At 72.6% G+C, this 18,513-nt stretch carries 18 protein-coding genes and 1 tRNA gene; 7 read left to right on the top strand and 12 right to left on the bottom strand.

The window, feature by feature from the left end; all coding sequences use genetic code 11:
• The first annotated feature begins 250 nt into the window (after nucleotides 1-250).
• Nucleotides 251-1,309, top strand: coding sequence for a PAC2 family protein (locus AB0I83_RS30055; protein ID WP_125500620.1), 1,059 nt, complete (start codon nucleotides 251-253; stop codon nucleotides 1,307-1,309).
• 80 nt (nucleotides 1,310-1,389) lie between these two features.
• Here the strand turns inward: AB0I83_RS30055 and mshC are convergent, their stop codons facing one another.
• The 4 genes from mshC to AB0I83_RS30035 all read right to left on the bottom strand — a co-directional run bounded on the left by mshC (nucleotide 1,390) and on the right by AB0I83_RS30035 (nucleotide 5,023).
• Nucleotides 1,390-2,619, bottom strand: coding sequence for a cysteine--1-D-myo-inosityl 2-amino-2-deoxy-alpha-D-glucopyranoside ligase (gene mshC, locus AB0I83_RS30050; RefSeq protein WP_363306874.1), 1,230 nt, complete (start codon nucleotides 2,617-2,619; stop codon nucleotides 1,390-1,392).
• A gap of 176 nt (nucleotides 2,620-2,795) precedes the next feature.
• Nucleotides 2,796-3,653 carry an SCO1664 family protein gene (locus AB0I83_RS30045; RefSeq protein WP_363306873.1) on the bottom strand — a complete coding sequence of 286 codons (858 nt, stop codon included), beginning with the start codon at nucleotides 3,651-3,653 and terminating at the stop codon, nucleotides 2,796-2,798.
• The gene (locus AB0I83_RS30040) at nucleotides 3,617-4,207 is read right to left on the bottom strand and encodes a DUF3090 domain-containing protein (RefSeq protein WP_356536606.1); all 591 of its coding nucleotides are present in this window, start codon (nucleotides 4,205-4,207) and stop codon (nucleotides 3,617-3,619) included. The genes AB0I83_RS30045 and AB0I83_RS30040 overlap by 37 nt, the downstream gene beginning before the upstream one ends.
• A gap of 105 nt (nucleotides 4,208-4,312) precedes the next feature.
• A complete protein-coding gene (locus tag AB0I83_RS30035) occupies nucleotides 4,313-5,023 on the bottom strand; it encodes a histidine phosphatase family protein (protein ID WP_363306872.1) in 711 nt (236 codons plus the stop codon).
• Between the two features lie 44 nt (nucleotides 5,024-5,067).
• On the opposite strand from AB0I83_RS30035, the gene AB0I83_RS30030 reads away from it, so the two are divergent.
• A complete protein-coding gene (locus AB0I83_RS30030; RefSeq protein ID WP_356536610.1) occupies nucleotides 5,068-6,063 on the top strand; it encodes a magnesium and cobalt transport protein CorA in 996 nt (331 codons plus the stop codon).
• 23 nt (nucleotides 6,064-6,086) lie between these two features.
• Here the strand turns inward: AB0I83_RS30030 and AB0I83_RS30025 are convergent, their stop codons facing one another.
• Complete coding sequence (locus tag AB0I83_RS30025) at nucleotides 6,087-6,875, bottom strand: ferritin-like domain-containing protein (RefSeq protein ID WP_363306871.1); 789 nt, start codon at nucleotides 6,873-6,875, stop codon at nucleotides 6,087-6,089.
• Between the two features lie 244 nt (nucleotides 6,876-7,119).
• Nucleotides 7,120-8,172, bottom strand: a complete 1,053-nt coding sequence (locus AB0I83_RS30020; protein ID WP_363306870.1) for an LLM class F420-dependent oxidoreductase — start codon at nucleotides 8,170-8,172, stop codon at nucleotides 7,120-7,122.
• 145 nt (nucleotides 8,173-8,317) lie between these two features.
• Here AB0I83_RS30020 and AB0I83_RS30015 point away from each other — a divergent pair, with 145 nt between their 5' ends.
• Together AB0I83_RS30015 and AB0I83_RS30010 are read left to right on the top strand one after the other, a co-directional pair.
• A complete protein-coding gene (locus AB0I83_RS30015; RefSeq protein ID WP_356536615.1) occupies nucleotides 8,318-9,301 on the top strand; it encodes an aldo/keto reductase in 984 nt (327 codons plus the stop codon).
• Complete coding sequence (locus AB0I83_RS30010; RefSeq protein WP_363306869.1) at nucleotides 9,298-11,583, top strand: helix-hairpin-helix domain-containing protein; 2,286 nt, start codon at nucleotides 9,298-9,300, stop codon at nucleotides 11,581-11,583. The genes AB0I83_RS30015 and AB0I83_RS30010 overlap by 4 nt, the downstream gene beginning before the upstream one ends.
• A 237-nt stretch (nucleotides 11,584-11,820) precedes the next feature.
• Here AB0I83_RS30010 and AB0I83_RS30005 read toward each other — a convergent pair whose 3' ends face one another.
• On the bottom strand, nucleotides 11,821-12,480 hold the full coding sequence (locus tag AB0I83_RS30005; RefSeq protein ID WP_363306868.1) for a hypothetical protein: 660 nt from the start codon (nucleotides 12,478-12,480) through the stop codon (nucleotides 11,821-11,823).
• Between the two features lie 47 nt (nucleotides 12,481-12,527).
• On the opposite strand from AB0I83_RS30005, the gene AB0I83_RS30000 reads away from it, so the two are divergent.
• The gene (locus AB0I83_RS30000) at nucleotides 12,528-12,716 is read left to right on the top strand and encodes a DUF5703 family protein (protein WP_356536619.1); all 189 of its coding nucleotides are present in this window, start codon (nucleotides 12,528-12,530) and stop codon (nucleotides 12,714-12,716) included.
• 58 nt (nucleotides 12,717-12,774) lie between these two features.
• On the opposite strand, the gene AB0I83_RS29995 is transcribed toward AB0I83_RS30000, so the two are convergent.
• The 3 genes from AB0I83_RS29995 to AB0I83_RS29985 all read right to left on the bottom strand — a co-directional run bounded on the left by AB0I83_RS29995 (nucleotide 12,775) and on the right by AB0I83_RS29985 (nucleotide 15,384).
• Nucleotides 12,775-13,533 (bottom strand): chaplin, encoded by a 759-nt coding sequence (locus tag AB0I83_RS29995; RefSeq protein ID WP_363306867.1) that lies wholly within the window; start codon nucleotides 13,531-13,533, stop codon nucleotides 12,775-12,777.
• Nucleotides 13,534-13,669: 136 nt separating this feature from the next.
• A complete protein-coding gene (gene chpH / locus AB0I83_RS29990) occupies nucleotides 13,670-13,903 on the bottom strand; it encodes a chaplin ChpH (protein WP_031099530.1) in 234 nt (77 codons plus the stop codon).
• Between the two features lie 146 nt (nucleotides 13,904-14,049).
• Complete coding sequence (locus AB0I83_RS29985; RefSeq protein ID WP_356536623.1) at nucleotides 14,050-15,384, bottom strand: M20/M25/M40 family metallo-hydrolase; 1,335 nt, start codon at nucleotides 15,382-15,384, stop codon at nucleotides 14,050-14,052.
• Between the two features lie 181 nt (nucleotides 15,385-15,565).
• Between AB0I83_RS29985 and AB0I83_RS29980 the strand changes: the two genes are divergently transcribed.
• Nucleotides 15,566-15,650: transfer RNA gene (locus AB0I83_RS29980), tRNA-Leu, on the top strand.
• Nucleotides 15,651-15,775: 125 nt separating this feature from the next.
• On the top strand, nucleotides 15,776-16,717 hold the full coding sequence (locus AB0I83_RS29975; protein WP_363306866.1) for a pseudouridine synthase: 942 nt from the start codon (nucleotides 15,776-15,778) through the stop codon (nucleotides 16,715-16,717).
• 9 nt (nucleotides 16,718-16,726) lie between these two features.
• On the opposite strand, the gene AB0I83_RS29970 is transcribed toward AB0I83_RS29975, so the two are convergent.
• A complete protein-coding gene (locus tag AB0I83_RS29970; RefSeq protein ID WP_363306865.1) occupies nucleotides 16,727-17,356 on the bottom strand; it encodes an MBL fold metallo-hydrolase in 630 nt (209 codons plus the stop codon).
• Complete coding sequence (locus AB0I83_RS29965) at nucleotides 17,356-18,441, bottom strand: S-(hydroxymethyl)mycothiol dehydrogenase (RefSeq protein ID WP_363306864.1); 1,086 nt, start codon at nucleotides 18,439-18,441, stop codon at nucleotides 17,356-17,358. Before AB0I83_RS29965 ends, AB0I83_RS29970 begins: the two co-directional genes overlap by 1 nt.
• Between the last annotated feature and the right edge of the window lie 72 nt (nucleotides 18,442-18,513).

The raw sequence follows: 18,513 nt of genomic DNA, 5'->3' as shown, positions 1-18,513 counted from the left end.
GATCGAGCACGGGGCGGCGCCCGGTACGCGGGGAGCCGCCCCGCCGCCGTCGTACCCGGGGGCATCCCGCTGCCGGCCGGGACCGTCCCGCCCGGTGTGCGCACCGCGCCCCGGCGGCGGCCGCGGGTGTCCGGGCGGCGTGGACGGGGCAGTGATGCGTTCACTCCCCCGGGCAAGGGGGTGCGGGCGCCCCCGCGACACGCCGTAAGGTTGGTGGGTCAGGCGAGGGCACGTCGGAAGGAGGCACTGGGTGATCGAGCTCGAGGGGGTTCCCGAGCTGATCGACCCGGTCATGGTGGCCGCGTTCGAGGGCTGGAACGATGCCGGCGACGCCGCCTCCACCGCGGTCGCGCACCTGGAGCGGGAATGGAAGGGCGAGGTGTTCGCGGCGCTGGACGCCGAGGACTACTACGACTTCCAGGTCAACCGCCCCACGGTGTTCATGGACGGCGGTGTGCGCAAGATCACGTGGCCGACGACACGGCTGTCGGTGGTGCGGGTCGGCGGCGACAAGCCGCGGGACCTGGTGCTGGTTCGCGGCATCGAACCGTCGATGCGCTGGCGCTCGTTCTGCAACGAGCTGCTGGGCTTCGCGCACGAGCTGGGCGTGGAGCTGGTGGTCATCCTGGGCGCGCTGCTCGGGGACACCCCGCACACCCGGCCCGTGCCGATCAGCGGGACCACGTCCAACGCGGATCTGGCCCGGCGGATGGATCTGGAGGAGACCAAGTACGAGGGGCCGACGGGCATCGTCGGGGTGCTGCAGGAGGCCTGCACGCACGCCGGTGTCCCGGCGGTGTCCCTGTGGGCGGCCGTCCCGCACTACGTGTCGCAGCCGCCCAACCCGAAAGCCACCCTGGCCCTGCTCAACCGTCTCGAGGACCTGCTGGACCTGCGCATCCCGCTCGGCGAGCTGCCGGAGGACGCACGCGCCTGGCAGCTGGGCGTGGACCAGCTGGCCGCGGAGGACAGCGAGGTCGCCGAGTACGTGCAGACCCTGGAGCAGGCGCGGGACACCGCGGAGCTGCCGGAGGCCTCGGGCGAGGCGATCGCCCGCGAGTTCGAGCGGTATCTGCGGCGCCGTGACAGCGCCGGTCCGGCGGCCTCCGGCGGGCATGCCACGGCGGACGGCGGCGAGAGCGGCTCGTTCCTGCGGGACACCCCGGGTGAGCGCACCCGGCCGCCCCGAGCACCGAAGCCGGAGACGACGGACACCGGCCGCACCGCCGACGCGGGCGGCGGGGACTCTCCCGGCACCTCGGACACCCCGGACACCCCGGACGACTCCTCCGGCGCCTCGGAGGACTGAGCGGGCCCGTACGACGCCGAAGGGGCGGTGCGCTCGGCGCACCGCCCCTTCGTCCTGCGTCCGTCAGGCGTCCCGGACGGTCACAGCGCCACGCCGAGCAGCGCGTCCACGGCGCGGGAGACCAGGCCGGGGGCGCCGGTGTCCGTGCCGCCCTGCTCCTCCTGGAGCGCCACCCACCGGTCCACCGCGGCGAGCGCCGTCGGGGTGTCGAGGTCGTCGGCGAGGGCCTCGCGGATCTGTTCGATCAGGGCGTCCGCGGCGGGCCCGTCGGGCCGGGAGACGGCTGCCCGCCACCGCGCGAGCCGCTCGACGGCCTCGGGCAGGACCTGGTCGGTCCACTCCCAGTCGGACCGGTAGTGGTGCGCGAGCAGGGCGAGCCTGATCGCGGCGGGGTCCACGTCGGCCCGGCGCAGCGCCGACACGAAGACGAGGTTGCCCTTGGACTTGGACATCTTCTCGCCGTCGAGGCCGACCATGCCGGCGTGCACGTAGGCACGGGCGAACGGGTGCTCGCCCGTCAGCACCTGGGCGTGCGAAGCGCCCATCTCGTGGTGCGGGAAGGCCAGGTCGGAACCGCCGCCCTGGACGTCGAAGGTCATGCCGAGGTGGTCCAGCGCGATGGCGACGCACTCGATGTGCCAGCCCGGACGGCCGCGGCCGAGGGTGCCGCCGTCCCAGCTCGGCTCGCCCTCGCGGGCCGCCATCCAGAGCATCGGGTCGAGCGGGTTCTTCTTGCCGGGACGCTCCGGGTCGCCTCCGCGCTCGGCGGAGAGCAGCCGCATGGCCTCGGCGTCGAGGCCGGAGACCTCGCCGAAGTGGGGGTCGCAGTCGACGGAGAAGTACACGTCACCGTCGAGTTCGTAGGCGGCACCGGCGTCGCGGAGCCGTTCGACGAGCGGGACGATGCCGGGTATCGCCTCCACCGCACCGATGTAGTGCTTCGGGGGAAGCATGCGCAGAGCGGTCATGTCCTCCCGGAAGAGAGCCGTCTCGCGCTCCGCGAGCTCGGTCCAGTCCTCGCCGTCGCGGACGGCCCGCTCCAGCAGCGGGTCATCCACGTCGGTCACGTTCTGGACGTAGTGGACCTGCCGCTTGGTGTCGAGCCACACGCGCTGGACGAGGTCGAACGCGTTGTAGGTCGCCGCATGACCCATGTGGGTCGCGTCGTACGGCGTGATGCCGCAGACATAGATGCGGGCGACGGGACCGGGGTCAAGGGTGATCCGTCCGCCGGTCGCGGTGTCGTGGATCCGAAGGTCGCGGCCCTTGCCAGGCAGGGCGGGGACCTCAGAAGCGGGCCAGGCATGCATGTCATGAGCGTAACCGGACGATGCTTCCGGATACGAACCGGATGGCGGATCGTGGCCGAAGAGGCGGTCTTGCGCGAAGGGCCCCGGCCGTACTGCGGCCCTTCGCGGACCGCCGCGTCCGCCGGACGGGGCGTGGGCCGCCGTCCGGCCGTGCGGGCCCCGGAGGCCCGCCGCCGTCAGACCGGGGGCCAGGGGATCGCGGGCCAGTCGCCGCTCGGCCGCGGGTGGCGACCGGAGCTGCGCAGCCCCTCGACCCGGGCTCGCAGGGCATCGAGTTCCACGGCCGTGATCAGTTCCGCCAACCGGGTGGCGAGCGGCGTGCCGGGTTCCAGCTCCGCGGAGAGCCGGCCGAGCACCTCGACGGCGTCCTCGGTCAGCGGTTCGCCCGCCCAACCCCACAGCAGCGTCCGAAGCTTGTCGTCCGCGTTGAAGGTGACCCCGTGGTCGATGCCGTACAGCCGGCCGCCCGGCGCGGGCAGCAGGTGCCCGCCCTTGCGGTCACCGTTGTTGATCACCGCGTCCAGGACGGCGAGCCTCCGGAGCCGTGGATCGTCCGCGTGGACCAGCAGCGCGGTCCGGCCCTCCCCCACCTCGGCGAAGCCCACCGCCTTCCAGCCGTCGCCGGGCTCCTCCGCCTCGACCAGGGCGAGCAGCGGCGGCAGTCCGTACGCGGCGCCGTCGCCGCCGGCGGTCTCCTCCGCCTCGATCCACAGCTGGCACATCCCCTCGCCGTAGGGGCCCTCACGCAGCACCGTGGGGGGCACGAGTCCCCATCCGGTGGCCTCGGAGACCTCGTACGCCGCGACCTCCCGCTGGGCGAGCGTCCCGTCGGGGAAGTCCCACAGCGGCTGTTCGCCGGCGACCGGCTTGTAGACGCAGGTGCGCTCCTCGCCCTCGTGCGCCACCGCGCAGTGGAGAACCGCGTTCGACGCGCCCCTGACCTGTCCGAGGACCGTGATCTCCCCCTCGGCGAGCAGGGTGCGCAGCCCGGCCTCCGTCAGGCCCCGCGACGGTATCCGTTCTGGCGCGGGCATACGTGTCCTTCCGGGTCCAGTGGCAGGCTGCACAGCGGGCAGGGCGGGCGGCCCGCGTTCACGACGTCCAGGGCGCGTTTGGCGAAGGCGCGCGCCTGCGCGCCGCTCAGCCGGACGCGCAGCATGGGCGGGCCGTTCTCCTCGTCCTGCAGGAGCCTTTCCTCCGCCTCGGCGAGGTCGTCGTCGGAGTCGGCGTCCAACTCGACGAGGGCCTGCGCCTCGACGATCATGCGCTGTTCGTCGCCGTCCCAGGCGAGGGCCATCGTGCCGACCCTGAACTCCTCCTCGACGGGGGCGTCCAGCGGTGCGGTGTCGGCGACGTCCGTGGGTGCGACGGCCGGCACGGGTGAGCTGCCGCCGGTCCGCCGGACGACCTCGTCGAGGAGTTCGTCGATCCGTTCGGCCAACGCGGCAACCTGGGTCTTCTCCAGGGCCACGCTCGTGACCCGCCCCGTCGAGGATGCCTGCAGGAAAAACGTACGGCGGCCAGGCAGCCCGACCGTACCGGCCACGAAACGGTCCGGGGGGTCGTAGAGGAACACCTGACGGGACACGTCCTGTCTCCCTTGAAGTGGTGACGAATGGGGGTGGGCCCTGAGCGGCCCCGCGGGATGCCCCGCGTGGCCGCTACGGCGCGTCCACCCTACTGCGCGGAGCGATCACGGCGCCCCAGCGCCGCCCCCTACGGCCGCATCGGTGGTCGTCTCCCCCGCCGCGTCGGCCCCGACGGCCTGTTCCCGGGGGGCGAGGGAGGCGAAGTCGCCGGTGTCGCCGAGCCGGAGGAGGAAGGGGCGCAGCCGCGTGTAGCGGATCGCGGTGACCGAGCACGGGTCGGCGTGGATGCGCTGGAAGAGGTCCAGGTGCATGCCGAGCGCGTCGGCGACGATCGCCTTGATGATGTCCCCGTGCGAGCACATCACGTAGGTGGCGTCCTCGCCGTGCTCCGCCTCGATACGGGTGTTCCAGTCCCGCACCGCCTCGACGGCGCGTGCCTGCATGGCCCGCATGGACTCGCCGCCGGGGAACGCCGCGGCCGACGGGTGCTGCTGCACGACCTTCATCAACGGTTCGTCGGAGAGCTCGGCGAGTTTGCGCCCCGACCACTCACCGTAGTCGCACTCGCTGATCCGGTCCTCGGTCTGCGGCACGAGGCCGGGGCGGCTGTCGAGCAGCGGCTGGAGGGTCTCGCGGCAGCGCTGCAGGGGACTGCTGACGGCCGCCGCCAGGGCGATGGCCGACAGCCTGCCGGGAAGTGCGGCGGCCTGGGCGGCGCCGCGTTCGTCGAGGGAGACCCCCGGGGTCCGCCCGGCGAGGACTCCGGCGGTGTTGGCGGTGGAGCGTCCATGGCGTACGAGGATGAGCGTGGGCATGCCTGCCAGCGTAAAGGTGCGTGGAAGAGCGCGGGCGGGGAAGAATGCCGCGCGTGATCGTCGACTGCGGAATTTACCGGGACGGGCGCAGGACCGATGGTCCCGCCGACTTCTCCGATGCCCTGGACGAGGCGCGGGCCACCGGGGACGCGTTCGTCTGGATCGGGCTGCACGAGCCGACGGAGGCCGAGTTCGAGCATGTCACCAGCGAGTTCGGCCTGCATCCACTGGCGGTCGAGGACGCCCTGCGCGCCCATCAGCGGCCCAAGCTGGAGATCTACGACGACTCCCTGTTCGTGGTCATCAAGCCGGTGGTCTACGAGCACGAGAGCGACACGGTCAGCGCCGGGGAGCTGATGCTCTTCATAGGCGACTCGTTCGTGGTCACTGTGCGGCACGGGGAGGGCGCGCCCCTGGCGGCCGTGCGGAGCCGGTTGGAGGCCGAGCCGGAGGTCCTCAGGCACGGTCCGACGTCGGTGCTGTACGCGGTCAGCGACGCGGTCGTGGACCACTACATCGAGGTCGCGGCCGAGCTCCAGATGGACCTGGAGGGGCTGGAGGCCCAGGTGTTCGCGCCGACCGGCTCCCGGGACACCACGAACACCGCCGCGGCCATCTACACCTTCAAGCGGCAGGTGCTGGAGTTCCGCAGGGCCACCAACCCGCTGAGCGCGCCGATGGCGCGGCTGTCGAGCGCGGGTGTGCCGTTCGTGGACACCGGCTCCCAGCCGTTCTTCCGGGACGTGAACGACCACCTGACCCGCGCCGTCGAGCATGTGGAGGGCCTGGACCGGCTGCTCTCGGACATTCTCTCGGCGCACCTGGCCCAGGTGGGGGTACGGCAGAACGACGACATGAGGAAGATCTCGGCGTGGGCCGCGATGGCCGCGGTGCCGACCATGGTGGCGGGCATCTACGGAATGAACTTCGAGCACATGCCGGAGCTCGACCAGGTGTGGACGTACCCGGCGGTGATCGCGTTGATGGGCGTGGCCGTCTTCGGCCTGTACCGCCTGTTCAAGCGCCGCGGCTGGATGTAGACCGTCCGGACCGGCCGAGGGCCTCAGGCGAACTCGGTCTCCGGGGCCGCGGGGGTGCCGAGCGCGTCGCGCAGCGCGGGCTGGCGGAGGCTCACCATCCGCCGCCACCCCACCAGCCACTCGTAGGCGTACATCGCGTGGATGCCGGCCGCCAGCACCGCTCCCCTGACGCGTGACCAGCGCAGCACCTCGCCCATGTGGGCCATGACGGCGAGGCTGACGTCCCGGTAGACCCTGATCTCGGCCCGTGCGCACTCGCGCAGGACCGACTGGATGGTCCGGCCGTGTCCGGCCCGGGCGAAGCGCAGGAGTTCCTCGTGGCAGTACGCGAGGTGGTTGTCCTCGTCCCGCGAGATCATCCTGACGGCGCGGCCGAGCACGGGGTGGTCGGAGAAGTGCCGGAGCAGCAGCCGCATCTGCTCGGACGCCCGCTGCTCGGTGACCCTGCTGTGGGCCAGGTAGACAATGATGTCCCGCTCGGTGAGCGGCTCCTCGCCGCTGAGCCGGTCGTGGGCGAGGCCGATGCCGTGGCGCTCCAGCAGGAGGGTGTAGTCGGTCTCGTACGGCACCGGCACGGGCCGCAGTCCGCGCTGCTTCAGCAGGGCGTTGAAGATGCGGCCGTGCTTGTCCTCGTCGGCGCCGTGCCGGGCGACCTTGGGAGCCAGCTCACGCAGTCCGGTGGGCACCAGGGCGGCGATGCGCCCGTTCTCCCAGCCGCCCTGCGACTCACCGCCGGCAGCGATCGAGCAGAACAGCCGGAACGACTCGTCGTCGTCGAGGATCTCCTGGAACAGACTCTTTGCCGAGAGCATCACTGCCACCCTTCGTACCGGTGTCCTCAGAGGAACAGTCAAAGTCGGTACGGGCCGGCAGGCAACACGAGCAGGACCCGGGCGGGGCCGAACGGGGCCGCCCGGACCGGCCGGGCGGCCCCTGGGGAGTCCCCGGGCGTGACCGGGGGCGGGTGCGGCGCGTTGTGCCCTGTGCCGGCCGTGGCGGGGAGGCCCCCCGAGCCCCCACCACGGCCGTAGTGCCCGCTCTCCGGCCCTGCGCCGGCTAGGCGGCGACGCCGGAGAGCTCCAGGGCGTCGGTGCCCGCCCGCAGGGCCGCGAGGCGCTCGTCGCGCGTGAAGCCGGCCGGGGCCAGCGTCAGCGTGGTGACACCCGCCTCCGCGTACGCCCGCATCCGGTCGGCGATCCGCTCCACCGAGCCGAGCAGCGTGGTCTGGTCGATCAGCCGGTGCGGGACGGCCGCCGCCGCGCCGGCCTTGTCCCCGGCCAGGTACTTGTCCTGGATCTCGGCCGCTTCCTTCTCGTACCCCATGCGCTGGGCGAGCTGGTTGTAGAAGTTCTGCTTGCGGCTGCCCATGCCGCCGACGTAGAGAGCCGTGTAGGGGCGGAACATGTCGGCGAGGCCGTTGACGTCGTCGCCGACCGCAAGCGGCAGGGTCGGGCAGACGTCGAAGCCGTCCATCGTCTTTCCGGCCTTCTCCCGTCCGGCCCGCAGGTGCTTCAGCGCGGTCTCCTCGATGTGCTCGGCGGACGGGAAGATCAGGAGGGCGCCGTCGGCGATCTCGCCGGTCTGCTCCAGGTTCTTCGGGCCGATCGCGGCGATGTACAGCGGGATGCGCTCGCGCTCGGGGTGGACGGTCAGCTTGATGGGCTTGCCGGGGCCGTCCGGCAGGGGCAGCGTCCAGTGCTCGCCCTCGTAGGTCAGCCGCTCGCGGGACATGGCCTTGCGCACGATCTCGACGTACTCGCGGGTGCGGGCCAGCGGCTTGTCGAACTTGACGCCGTACCAGCCCTCCGAGACCTGCGGGCCCGACACACCGAGCCCCAGCCGGAAGCGGCCCCCGGAGAGGGAGTCGAGCGTGGCCGCGGTCATGGCCGTCATCGCGGGCTGGCGGGCCGGGATCTGCATGATGGCGGAGCCGACGTCGATGGACTCGGTCCGGGCGGCGACCCAGGCCAGCACGGTCGGCACATCGGAACCGTAGGCCTCGGCGGCCCAGCAGACGTCGTAGCCGAGCCGGTCGGCCTCCTGGGCGACGGCGAGGTTGTCGTCGTCCATACCCGCCCCCCAGTAACCGAGATTGATGCCGAGCCGCATAGCCACGCTCCCTCTACTGATCAGTAACGTTCCTGTGTCCGGGACTCTAGCGCGCAGGGCCCTGATGCGGCAGGGGCGCCGGCCGGACGTCCGGTTGTCCACAGGCTTCCACCCGGTGGGGCCTTGGCCAGTAATCTCAGCGCCCATGGAGCAGAGGCATCTCGGCCGAACCGGCCTTCGTGTGTCCCGTATGGGGCTGGGCACCCTCACCTGGGGCCGGGACACCGACGAGCACGACGCCGCCGACCAGCTCAAGGCCTTCTGGGACGCGGGCGGCACCCTCGTCGACACCGCCGACGTGTACGGCGGCGGTGAGGCCGAGTACGTCCTGGGGCGGTTCCTGGACAGCCTGGTGCCGCGGCAGGACCTGGTCGTCGCGACCAAGGCGGGCAGCGTGCCCGATCCTTACCGCCGCTCCGACGGCTCGCGCGGGCATCTGCTCGCCGCGCTGGACGCGTCCCTGCGGCGGCTCGGGACGGACTACGTCGATCTGTGGCAGATCCACGCCTTCGATCCCTCGACCCCGCTGGAGGAGACCCTCCAGGCCATGGACCTCGCGGTGTCGTCGGGGCGCGTGCGGTACGCGGGGGTGTCCAACTTCAGCGGCTGGCAACTGGCCAAGGCAGCGACCTGGCAGCTCGCCGCGCCCGGCCTGCGCACCCGGCTGGCGTGCACCCAGATGGAGTACTCGCTGCTGCAGCGCGGGGTCGAACGGGAGGTGCTGCCGGCGGCGCTGGACCTCGGGGTGGGACTGCTGCCGTCGTCGCCCCTGGGCCGCGGGGTGCTGACCGGCAAGTACCGCACCGGTACGCCGTCCGACTCACGCGGCGCGTCGGAGCTGCTGGCTCCCTTCGTCGAGCCGTACCTCGACGAGGCCGCGGGCCGGATCGTGGACGCGGTGGCCACCGCCGCCGACGGCCTCGCCACGACGCCGCTCAAGGTCGCACTCGCCTGGGTGCGGGACCGGCCCGGGGTGGTGGCCCCGGTCGTCGGCGCGCGCAACGCGCGGCAGCTGACGGAGGCGTTGTCGGTGGAGGCGCTTAGTCTTCCTGACGAGATCTGCCAGGCGCTCGACGACGTGTCGGCGCCCGTGCACCGCTATCCCGACCAGGACTGGAGCACGCTGTGACTGCGCTTCCCCGGGGAGAATCCCCGGACCCCGCGGCCGAGAACGACGAGGACCGCGAGGTCGTGGGCGAAGAGGCCGCCGCCGTGCCCGGCACACCCGAGGGGGACGCCGCCGGGACCGCGGATGGTCCGGAGACCCCGCAGGAGGCCGGCGCCGCACAGGTCGTGGAGGGCGCCGGGGCCACGGAGGCCGGGACCGGCTCCGGGGCCGCGCAGGACACCGAACAGGCGCCGAAGACCCCCGAACTGTCGGAGGCCGAGGCGGAGCTGGCCGCACAGCGCGAGCTCCGGCAGCGGATCGAGCAGCGCAAGGCCGAGAAGGAAGGCACTGTCACAGCGGGGGCGAAACTGAGCGGGCCCGCCGCCGATCTGCTCGCGGCCGTGCGCGCCGTGGAGAGCGGCGAGAAGCCGGGCACCGCGTTCTTCGACTCGCCGGCCTCGGCGCCCGCGCCCCGCCGGGCGGCCCCGGCGGCCGCCTCCGCGCCCACTCGCCCGTCCCCGGCGCCCGAGCGGCCCACGGCGCGCGGCACGTCCCCCGAGGCCGCCGCCTCGGTAGCGGCGGTGCTCGCCGAGGGCGGGGCCCCCGAGGCCCTGGCCCGCCCCGCGGCCGCGACGCTCGGGGAGCAGGCCGCCGGCCTCCTGCGGGAGGATCCGTGGCAGCTGCTGTCCGTGCCGGCTGTACGCCCCGAGCAGGCGGACGGCTTCGCGCGGGCGCTGCTGGGCGCGGAGTGCGGCCCCGACGACCAGCGGCGCACGGCGGCACTCGTCGGCTGGCTGCTGGAGCGGGCGGCCCTGCGAGGTCATACCGCGCTGGACGCGTCCGAGGTGCGTGAGGCGCTGTCCGGGTTCGCGGTGGCCGACGCCGACGCGGCCGTCCAGCACGCCGTGGCGGAGGGCGTCGTGCTGGTCTTCCAGGACGGTGTCGAGGGCTCCGAGGGGGAGGACACGGCCGCGCCGCCGGAGGACGCGTCGGAGACCGCGGAGGACGCCTCCGGAGGGGACCAGGAGCCGGTGCGCGTCCTGCTCGGGCTCGACAGGTACGCCCTGGCCGAGGAGAGCCTCGCAGACGGTCTGGCCCGGCTGGTCAACTCCTGCGAGAAGGGTGCCGACTGGGCGGAGGCCGCTGCCGGTGCCGCGTCCCCGTCGGCCGCCGAGCTGATCCGGACCGCCGCGACCGCCGGCCTGGTCGCGCACAGCGGGGGCGAGAGCGCCAGGGCCGAGCCCGCGGCCCTCGTCGCCGCGGCGCTCGGGCTCGGCCTGCGTGCCGTCGGAACCACCCATACCGTCGACGGGCTGAGCAGGCTGGCGGCCGCCGTCGGCGACGACAGGGCCGCCGTCACGCTCTCCGGTCTGCTGTCCGGCGGGAGCGGCCCCGGGCGGGACGCGGACGGCGCGCTCGCCGTCGACCTGCTGGTCGTCCTGGACGCACCGCAGCTCGACGTGGAGACGGCCGCGATGCTGGTGGAGTCCCTCGCCGACGGGACCAGGCTCGTACTGAGCGGAGATCCGGGGGTACTCGGATCCGCCGGAGCCGGCCGGGTGTTCGCGGACGTGATCGCGGCGCGCGCCTGTCCGCACGTGGTCTCGCGTACGCCCGATCCGGGACCGATCGGCGAGCTGGTCTCGGGCATCGGCATCGGTGAACTCGCCCAGGTCGAGGCGCCGGGCAGGGAAGTGGTGATCGTGCCCGTCCGCGACTCGGGCGAGGCGGTCCACCGCACGGTGCAGCTGGTCGCGGACTCGGTCCCGCGCGCCATCGGCGTACCCTCCTCCGACACGCAGGTGATCACTGTCGGGCACGGCGGCTCGGCGGGTACGACGGCACTGAACGCGGCGCTGAAGCAGCGGCTGAATCCGGGTCCGGGCCGCTTCGGGGGCTTCGACCCCGGCGACCGTGTGGTCCACGTGCCGGCGCCCGGCAGGGCCGTGCCCGGCTCGGTCGTGTCGGCCGACGCCGAGGGCCTGCACCTGGACTGCTCCGGCACACCGGTGGTCGTACCGCAGGACCTGGTGGAGACCTCGGTGCGCCACGGCTGGGCGCTCAGCGCGCACCAGGCGGCGGGGACGCGGTGGCCCGCCGCCGTCGTCGTGCTGCCGGGTGACGCCGCGGGCGGGCTCAGCAGGCCGTGGGTGTACACCGCGTTCAGCCGGGGTGAACGGCACCTGTCCGTGGTCCACGGCGTGGACCAGGCGCTGCCGCGGGCGGTGGCCGGGATTCCCGCCCAGGAACGGACGACCCGGCTGCGTCCCCTGCTGGAGGCGCTGCCCACCCCGGACGCCTGAGGCGTCCCGTCAGGCGTCGCGCGCGGATCGTGCACCACCGCACGCCGGTGCGGTGCCAGGGGCGGGGCCCTGCGGATCCGAGCCGGACGCGCAGGACCGGACATGCCGGGTCGGCCGGGGTTGCCCCACGAGCGATCGTTCAGGGCATCGGCCGGTGTCGCCGGTGCAGCCGGAACCAGGCCCCGGTCACGCCGACGGCTCCGGTGCGCCGCGCACCGGAGCCGTCGTGCCGTGCGGTCAGGCGCGTTCCCGGACGACGCCGCCCGGCTCGACGTCCGGTTCGTCGTCGTCGAAGACGGAGCTGGCGTCGAACCGGCACACCACCAGTGCGGGATCGGCGTCCTCGAACGGCGCACCGAGCCACTCCCCCGGTTCCGGGAGCTCCTCCACCGCCGTGACCCAGAGGGTGGAGTCCCCCTCCTCCAGGCCGAACTCCGTGTGCCGGGAAGCGATCTCGTCCGCCTCGTACTCGCCGAAGAGCACGCCCAGCGCGGCGTGCACGCCCCCCGCGACGACCGGCGCACCGTCGCCTTCGTGCCCCTCCGGGTCGAGGTCGGCGAGCCTCTGTGCCTGGGCGAGCAGCCGCGCGGGCTGCGCCACCGCGTAGTCCCGCCTGATCAGCACGCTGAGGGCGTGCGGCTCCTCGGGGCCCTCGTACGGCGGGAGGGAGTCCTCCGCGCCGGGGATCTCGAAGGGGGTGACCTCGTCGTAGCGGTCGTACAGCAGTTCGTCGTACACCTCGGCCGCGGCGGCCAGGGCGTTGAAGGCGTCGAAGACGGCGGGGTCGTCGTCCCCGGTACGGCGTTCGACGGCCTGGAGGTGGCGGTCGAGCGCGGTTTTGACTGCATCGGCGGCGGCGCGTACCTCGGCAGCGGTGGGCTGCGCAGCATCAGACATGGGGCAGACGCTATCCGTACCGGGGGTCTGCCCGCACAATAGATGCGATGCCGGAATACGAATTTGTCGACGTGTACGTGCCGCGCGGGGTCTCCCGTAACGAAGCGGCCCGCCTGCTGACCGACCACGCCGAGTACGGGCACTGGGAGTTGGACCGGTTGACGCTGCGGCGTGACGGGAGCCGCCGGGTGCGGCTGCGCCGCAGGATCATCCGCCAGCTCCGGCCCACCTGGTGACATCGAGCGGGTTCCGCCTGTGCGGAACCCGCTCGTCGCACCGGTTGTCGCGCCGGTGTTACGCGGCGCTGCGCGACCGCCGGTACATGACCGTGCCCGCACCCGCGAGCAGCATGCCCGCGCCGGCCGGGATCAGCATGCCGAGGCCGCCGGCACCGGTGTGAGCGAGCTGCTCACCCGCCACGAGCTGGGGCTCGGGAGCACGGGGGCTGTCCGGGGTGACCGGCTTCCCGGGGGTCTCGGGGGTCTGCGGAACGACGGGGGGCGGGACTGCCTCGGTGTCGTTCTCGCAGTGGTTCCCGAAGACCGGGTTCAGCAGCCCGCCGACGGTGACGCTGTTGCCGCAGAGGTTCACGGGGATCTCGACCGGCGCCTGCACCTGGTTGCCGGAGAGGATCCCCGGCGAGCCGCTGGTCACGGCCTGGGCGGAGGTGCCGCCGGCACGGTGCCTTCCCGTGCCTTCGCCGCCGTGCCGGGTGTCCTGGTGCCCGGACGCCCGGTCACCGGAACCGTGACCGGACGCGGGACCTCCGTCGTCGGTGCGCGAGTGCCCGGAATTCGAGGATCCGTTTCCGGATCCGTTCCCGCAGTCGTTTCCGCTCGTGGGATTGAGCAGACCGCCGACGTCCGCGGAGTTTCCGCACACGTTGACGGGGACGTCGATCGGGACCTGGATCGAGTTCCCGGAGAGCACTCCGGGTGAGTGGGAGGCGGCGCCGGCCGCGCCGGCGTCGGCGTGCGCGTAGCCGCCACCGAGAGCGAGCACTCCGCCCGCCGCCGCCATGGTGATCAGGCCTTTGCGTGTGACCTGTCGCATAGGTTGCTTTCCTGCCTTCTGCCTAACGAAATGCCCCGACACAACCGTGCGGGGCCGAATGTCCAGCGGCCCCGGAGTGCATGGCGCGCACTCCGGGGCCGACCGGACTCAAACCCTCACGGGTTGACGCGCATCGTCACGCGTTGACGCAGGTGTTGCCGAAGGCGGGGTTCAGCAGCCCGATCACGGAGACCGTGTTGCCGCACACGTTCACCGGAACGTGAACCGGAACCTGGACGACGTTGCCCGAGAGCACGCCGGGGCTGCCGATGGCGGCACCCTGGGCACCGGCGTCGGCGGAAGCCATACCCGCACCAGCGAGCACGAGACCACCGGTAGCAGCCGCGATTGCGACGACCTTCTTGATCATTATTCCTCCTGTGTTGACAAGTGCGGTCCCAGCCGCGGACCGCATCACTTGTAACGAGGAGGGGGTGAAGGGGCTACGAGTGCGCGGCCCCTTTCACCCTTTCCGGTGAGATACGTACAGGCTGGCGAATTGGGCGGACGCGAGCGTCAGGAGTGGTCGATGAAGCGGTCCAGCACCCGCGCGCCGAAGGTAAGGCCCTCCACCGGAACCCGCTCGTCCACGCCGTGGAACATCCCGGCGAAGTCCAGCTCCGGCGGCAGCTTCAGCGGGGCGAACCCGAAGCAGCGGATGCCCAGGTCGTCGAAGGACTTCGCGTCCGTGCCGCCGGAGAGCATGTAGGGAACGGCACGCGCGATCGGGTCCTCGGCCTTGAGCGCGATCTGCATGGCGTCCACGAGGGACCCGTCGAAGCTGGTCTCCAGCGCCTTGTCGCCGTGCACGTCCTCGCGCTTCACACGCGGACCGAGGATCCGGTCGAGATCGGTCAGGAACTCGTCCTCGAAGCCCGGCAGGAAGCGTCCGTCGACATGGGCGGTGGCCTGTCCCGGGATGACGTTCACCTTGTAGCCGGCGCCGAGCATGGTGGGGGCGGCGGAGTTCCGCAGGGTCGCGCCGATCATCTTGGCGATGCCGCCCAGCTTGGCGAGCGTCGCCTCCATGTCCTCCGGGTCGAGCGGGGTGCCCAGCGCGTCGGACAGTTCGTCGAGGAAGGACCGTACGGTCTTGGTCACCCTGACCGGCCACTTGTGGCGGCCGAGCCGGCCGACGGCCTCGCAGAGTTCGGTGATGGCGTTGTCGTCGTTGGTCATCGAACCGTGGCCGGCGGTGCCGTCCACGGTGAGCCGCATCCAGTGCATGCCCTTCTCGGCCGTCTCCACCAGGTAGAGACGCAGGTTCTCGTTGACGGTGAAGGAGAAGCCGCCGACCTCGCCGATCGCCTCGGTGACGCCGTCGAAGAGATCGCGGTGGTTGTCGACGAGGTGGCGCGCACCGTACGTACCGCCGGCCTCCTCGTCGGCGAGGAAGGCGAGCACGATGTCGCGCGGGGGCTTGCGGCCGCTGCGCATCCGGTCGCGTACGACCGCGAGGGTCATGGCGTCCATGTCCTTCATGTCGACCGCGCCGCGGCCCCACACGCAGCCGTCCGCGATCTCCCCGGAGAACGGGTCGTGCGTCCAGTCGGCGGCGTTGGCCGGCACGACGTCGGTGTGCCCGTGGATCAGCAGCGCGGGCCGGGAGGGGTCCTCGCCCTCGATCCGGGCGACGGTGGAGGCCCGGCCCTTGTGGGACTCGAAGATCTCGGGCTCCAGCCCGACCTCCGCGAGCTTCTCCGCGATGTACTCGGCGGCGGCCCGCTCACCGGGGCCGGAGTGGTCCCCGTAGTTGCTGGTGTCGATGCGGATCAGGTCACGACAGAGGTCCACGACCTCGTTCTCGGCGGTCTCGCCGATGCCGGCCCGGGCCGTGTTGGTCTCGCTCACGCTGGTTCCTTCCACTGTCGCGGTGGTACTCCCTCCCATCCTCCCGCGCCCGCCACGCACACCCAAGGCCGCCCGCTCCTCGTCATGCGCCTTTCACAAGCCCCCGGGCGTGATCGAGCACCCCCGAATGTTTGCTATGGTTTTCCACGTCGGAACGGGCAGGCCCGGGACGGCACACCCGGTCCGGGTGGCGGAATGGCAGACGCGCTAGCTTGAGGTGCTAGTGCCCTTTATCGGGCGTGGGGGTTCAAGTCCCCCCTCGGACACAAGTGGAAAACCCCCAGGTCGCCCTGGGGGTTTTCGCGTTTCCCGTACCGGACCCCGCGGCTGGGGTCACGGCCGGGCTCCGCCCGTCCGTTCCGGGAACCCTGCGGCGACAAGGAACTGTGCGATGCGAGGACGGGCGAGGCCCCCTGCCGCTCCGCTCCCCCAGCGCGCGGGCGTCGACGCGGTGCGGGTGCGGCTCCCCGCCGACCCGGGCGGGGCCTGGCCCACGCTCGGGGACCATCTGCTGGACCGGTTCGCGGGAGCGGTCGGCGCCGGGCGGGTCCGGGCGATGCTGGCCGACGGGTGCTTCGTCGGGGCGGACGGCGTCCCGGCCGGGGCGGGCGAGCCGTACACGGCCGGGCGGTACCTCTGGTTCCACCGGGACTTCGCCCCCGAGGTGCGCGTGCCTTTCCCGGTGGGTGTCGTCCACCGCGACGAACGCTTGGTGATCGCGGACAAACCGCACTTCCTCAGCACCACTCCGCGCGGCCGGCACGTCACCCAGACCCTGGTCGCGCGGCTGCGCGACGAGCTCGGGCTGCCGGAGCTACAGCCCGCGCACCGGCTCGACCGGCTGACGGCGGGCCTGGTGCTCTGCGTCGTACGGGCCGGCGACAGAGGCGCGTACCAGACGCTGTTCCGGGACCGCCTGGTGCGCAAGGAGTACGAGGCGGTGGCGGCGTACGACCCCGGGCTCACGCTCCCGCGCACGGTGCGCAGCCGCATCGTGAAGGAGCGCGGTGTGATCGCGGCACGTGAGGAGCCGGGTACGGCCAACAGCGAGAGCCGCGTCGGACTGCTGGAGCACCGCGACGGACTCGGCCGGTACCGGCTGCTGCCCGCGACCGGCCGCACCCATCAGCTGCGGGTCCACATGAACTCGCTGGGGCTGCCCCTGGTGAACGATCCGGTCTATCCGGTGGTGGAACCCGACCCGGGGCCGGGGGACTTCGGGCGTCCGCTGCAACTGCTCGCGCGGGTGCTGGAGTTCACCGACCCGGTCACGGGCGAGCCGCACCGCTTCGAGAGCGGTCTGCGGCTCGCCGCGTGGCCGGGCGTGGACTGAGGCGGCCCGTCAGTGCCCCCGGGCGATCCACTCGTCCAGCCGCGGCGCCTCCGCGCCGATGGTGGTCGAGTCGCCGTGCCCGGTGCGGACCTCGGTCTCCGGCGGAAGGGCGAACAGCCGGTCCCTGATCGAGTCGATGATCGTCGGGAAGTGGGAGAAGGACCGTCCGGTGGCTCCGGGCCCGCCCTGGAAGAGCGTGTCACCGGTGAAGACGGTGTCCAGCCCGGGGGCGTGGAGGCACACGGCGCCGGGCGCGTGTCCCGGGGTGTGCAGGACCGTCAGCCGGGTTCCGGCGACCTCCAGTACCTGGCCGTCGGCCAGTTCGGCGTCCGGTGCACGGTCCGGGTGGGTCTGCTGCCACAGCGGCAGGTCGTCGGGGTGCAACAGGATCGGCGCCCCGGTCGCGTCGGCCAGGGCGGGGGCCGCGTCGATGTGGTCGTTGTGCGCGTGGGTGCAGATGATGGCGCGCAGCGTTCGGCCGCCGAGTGCGGCCTCGATGGCGGCTGCGTCGTGGGCGGCGTCGATGACGACGGCCTCGGTGTCGTCACCGACGATCCAGACGTTGTTGTCGACGTCCCACTCGCCGCCGTCCAGGGCGAAGGTGCCGGAGGTGACCAGGTGGTCGATGCGGGCGGCCATCAGAGGACCACCACCGAGCGCAGGACGTCGCCGTCGTGCATCCGGCCGAAGGCCTGCTCGATGTCCCCGAGTCCGATGGTCTCGGTGACGAAGGCGCCGAGGTCGAGGCGGCCCTGCTGGTGGAGGTCGATGAGCATGGGGAAGTCGCGGGAGGGCAGGCAGTCGCCGTACCAGGAGGACTTGAGCGAGCCTCCGCGGCCGAACACGTCGAGGAGCGGGAGTTCGAGCCGCATCTCGGGCGTGGGTACGCCGACGAGGACGACCGTGCCGGCGAGGTCGCGGGCGTAGAAGGCCTGCCTGTACGTCTCCGGGTGGCCGACCGCCTCGATGACGACGTCCGCGCCGTTGCCGTCGGTGAGCGCGCGGATCGCCTCGACGGGGTCACCGGAGCGGGAGTTGACGGTGTGGGTCGCGCCCATCTTCTTCGCCGTCTCCAGCTTGCGGTCGTCGATGTCGACCGCGATGATCTTCGCCGCTCCGGCGAGCCTGGCGCCCGCGACGGCCGCGTCCCCGACTCCGCCGCAGCCGATGACGGCGACGGAGTCACCGCGTCCGACCTGGCCGGTGTTGATCGCGGCACCGATTCCCGCCATCACTCCGCAGCCGAGGAGACCGGCGACGGCCGGGGAGACCTCGGGGTCGACCTTGGTGCACTGGCCGGAGGCGACGAGGGTCTTCTCGGCGAAGGCGCCGATGCCGAGTGCCGGGGACAGCTCGGTACCGTCCAGCAGGGTCATCTTCTGCTTGGCGTTGTGGGTGTCGAAGCAGTACCACGGGCGTCCACGCAGACAGGCGCGGCACTGGCCGCACACGGCACGCCAGTTGAGGACGACGAAGTCGCCGGGTGCGACGTCGGTGACGCCGTCGCCGACGGACTCGACGACCCCGGCGGCCTCGTGGCCGAGGAGGAACGGGAAGTCGTCGTTGATGCCGCCCTGCTTGTAGTGCAGGTCGGTGTGGCAGACGCCGCACGCCTGGATCTTGACCACGGCCTCACCGGGGCCCGGGTCCGGCACGAGGATCGTCTCGACGCGCACGGGCTCGTTCTTCCCCGGTGCGATGACCCCTTGTACCTGCTGCGCCATGCCGTGGTCTCCCATCCCGAACTGCCCCGTACCTCGAAAGATCGAACCCGACCACCGTACCCGGACGCGGGC

The sequence above is a fragment of the Streptomyces sp. NPDC049970 genome, from assembly GCF_040660235.1.
Taxonomy (GTDB): domain Bacteria; phylum Actinomycetota; class Actinomycetes; order Streptomycetales; family Streptomycetaceae; genus Streptomyces.
The sequence above is the reverse complement of the archived record's forward strand: the minus strand, read 5'-3'. Positions and strand labels throughout refer to the sequence as shown.